Origin of the sequence: Spirulina subsalsa FACHB-351 (genome assembly GCF_026130165.1) — a bacterium.
In the GTDB taxonomy this organism is placed as follows: Bacteria; Cyanobacteriota; Cyanobacteriia; order Cyanobacteriales; family Spirulinaceae; genus Spirulina_A; species Spirulina_A subsalsa_A.
On the sequence record NZ_JAIHOM010000169.1, the window covers coordinates 5,235 to 8,283 of the forward strand.

Consider the following 3,049-nt stretch of genomic DNA (forward strand, 5'->3'; position numbering starts at 1 on the left):
TTGGCTTTGATTTTCCAAAAAAAGCGATCGCATATTCCGCAACAGAACATTCCCCCCCGCTCCCTGTCTCGTTTCCGCGCTCAATTTCCCCTGATTTAACTTAATCTCACTGGCACTAATTCCTAAGTTCCCCGCATTCCCTGTTCCGGTATTACTCACACTGACTTGAGCATTATTCGTAATATTTAAAACCCGCCCTTCTAGCGTCACATCCCCAGCGCGACCAATCCCTGTAGACTGGGCAATAATTTCACTATTCCCCCCTAAATTAATCCGATTCCCGTTTAAAACCTCAATATTTCCCCCCTGACCGCTTTGAGTCGAAGCCGAAATTTTACTATTATTGGCAAGGGTTAATAATTGTGAATTTCTGACAAAAATATTGCCCCCTTGTGCCGTGTTAGTTTCAACCGACAGCAAAGCATTTTGATTTAATTCCAGAACACCCACCGTTAAATCAATATTGCCCGCCTTCCCCTGTCTTTCACTCTTGCCTAAAACTTGTCCCCCATTTAGAATCCGCATTTGATTCGCGACAATATTTAAATTTCCTGCGTCTGAATTGCCCAAAGTTTGGCTCGTAATTAAACTAGGAATTCCATTCTGAGATCCTACAACTTCAATTAAATCCCCCTTTAAACTAACCGTTCCCGCTTTACCCAAACTATTAACATCCGTTGACGTCGAAATCCTCGCCCCATCTGCCAGTGAAATATTCCCCCCATTAACCGTAATATTCCCAGCGTCACCCGTTGCAGCTAACCCTGATTCTGAATAAATTCCACTGGGACGATCTCCCACCACGCCCCTTAAAACCACATTTTCCGCATTAATAACCGTATTCCCTGCATTGCCTGCCCCCACAGTAGAAGTTAAAATCACTCCCCCATTTTCTAAGACTAAAAGAGGGGTGAAAATATTAATATTTCCCGCATCAGCTATTCCTCCTACATTTTGAGCATAAAACCCACTCCTGATATTAGCAGATAATGCCGAAGTTCCTGAGATTTGCACCGATTCAGAAGCCCTAACCGTTAACCTTCCTCCCGGTTGATCAAACGTAGGAGGAACACCAACACTAGAACCTCCTGTTAAAATAATATTGCGACCATCTAAGGTAATATTTCCCTGAGTTGTAGAAATCGTAGCAAATTGAGGAAGACCAAAATTTAAAGTTTCGGAAAGGATAATATCTCCACCGACTAAAGACAAGTTATTGCCGACGGGTAGGATTAAATTTGCTCCTTGCAATTGAATTGAACCGGGATTAGTCCCCCGTTGGATTCCTACAGGAACACTCATGGTTAACGGAGGATTATCGCCTGTTGCAGGGAAAATAGTCCCATCGCTAAAAACTATGCCTGTTCCTGTAGCAGCCGTAAAAGAACCGTTAAAATTTAAACTGGCATTTGGACCAAATATAATGCCATTGGGATTGAGCAAAAATAAGTTAAAATTCGGGTTAGTGGGTGCAGCTTGAATAAAACCATTAATCTCTGACGGTAATCCTCCCGTCACGCGACCAATTACGGTATTAATAGCCGGATTATGCTGAAATTGAGCCGTGTTAAAAAGGGGAACAGAAAATTGTTTAAAACTGTGGAATAGGTTATTACCCATCGTTGTTCCTTGGGTAATTGTGCAAGTGAATCCTAAACAATTCACAGCCGTGTTATTAGGTAAAGTTGTATCGGCAACAATTTGAGCTTGTAGGGAAGCATTAAAATTCAGCAGGCCGAGGAAAAAACCACTTGATACAACCAGCGCATTTTTAAACATATTGTTATTTAAACTCCAAAAACAAAGTTATCTGTATTTATTTGTAGGTTAGGCACAAGAAAAGCGCAACCCAACAATTTACCGCCACTATTGGAATTCTGTATTGATTCGTAGGTTAGGCACAGGAAAAGCGTAACCCAACAATTTCCCCCCAGTATTGGGAATTTTGGGTTACATTTCATTTCACCCAACCTACAAATTTAAGTAAAATTATGTCACTGAATCTAGCTCAACCCATCTACCACCAAAATATGAGAAAAATCGCTCAACTTTGCGGCATTCCAGCCTTAATTCTCTTAAGTTGGGGCGCGCACTTAAATCTCCTATTTTTAAAACCCCTTGCCGCCCAAAATCTACCCAATCCTAACCCAAATTTCCTCCCTCTGGATTCCCCCACTCCTCTCCCTCCTCCTGAAGAGTTGCTCACTCCCCCCTCCCCCCAGACTCCTCCGAGGGAGACTCTCCCCCCAGACAGTTTGACCGTGACGCGGTATGAGGTGCGGGGGAGTACAGTGTTTAGTGAGGAACAATTACAGGCCATTACAGCACCTTTTACGGGGGAAGGGGTGACGTTTGACCAGCTAGTGGCTGCACGTTCTGCGGTGGAACAAATGTATTTAGAGCATCAGTATTTAACCTCTGGGGCCGATCTGCCGTTGCAAACTATTCAAGGGGGGGTGGTGATTATTCAGGTGGTGGAGGGAAGGATTGCAGAGATTGAGATGAAGGGGTTAAAACGTCTCCCAGAACAGTATATCCGCCGACGTTTACCCAATGCCCAAAGGGTTCCCCTGCATCTATCGCGTTTGGAGGAGGAGATTCAACTCTTGCAACAAAATCCCTTGATTGAGCGGATCTCTGCAAACCTAATGCAGGGGGAAAATCCGGGGGAAAATGTGCTAGAGGTGACGGTAACAGAGGCCTCCCCTTGGCAGGTGCAAGTGGGGGTGACAAATGATCGGGTGCCGACGGTGGGAACGGTGGAAGGGTATGGAATGATGAGTTGGGGGAATGTTGGGGGATGGGGAGATCGTTTGGGGGGGAGTTATCGCAGGAGTGAGGGGAGTGAGGGGTGGGAGGTGAGTTATCTGCTGCCGTTGAATGCTCGGGAGGGGACTCTAGGATTGCGGTACAATCTTACCAATCATGTTTTCTTGAAAGCCCCGATACTTGAGGACGGGGATGAAAAGAAAAACAGTATGTAACCCGCGAAGCGTCAACACTTAATGAGCCTTGCCAGTTTTATTAAGTGTGTTATAATGGGAGCATG

At 44.8% G+C, this 3,049-nt stretch carries 2 protein-coding genes; one reads left to right on the forward strand and one right to left on the reverse strand.

The annotated features are described in order from the left end of the window. Window positions 1-1,779: two-partner secretion domain-containing protein (locus tag K4A83_RS21005; protein ID WP_265266660.1), on the reverse strand; the 1,779-nt coding region annotated here is incomplete at its 3' end. A 212-nt stretch (window positions 1,780-1,991) separates the two neighbouring features. On the opposite strand from K4A83_RS21005, the gene K4A83_RS21010 reads away from it, so the two are divergent. Continuing rightward, window positions 1,992-2,984 (forward strand): ShlB/FhaC/HecB family hemolysin secretion/activation protein, encoded by a 993-nt coding sequence (locus tag K4A83_RS21010; RefSeq protein ID WP_265266661.1) that lies wholly within the window; start codon window positions 1,992-1,994, stop codon window positions 2,982-2,984. The last annotated feature ends 65 nt before the right edge of the window (window positions 2,985-3,049 follow it).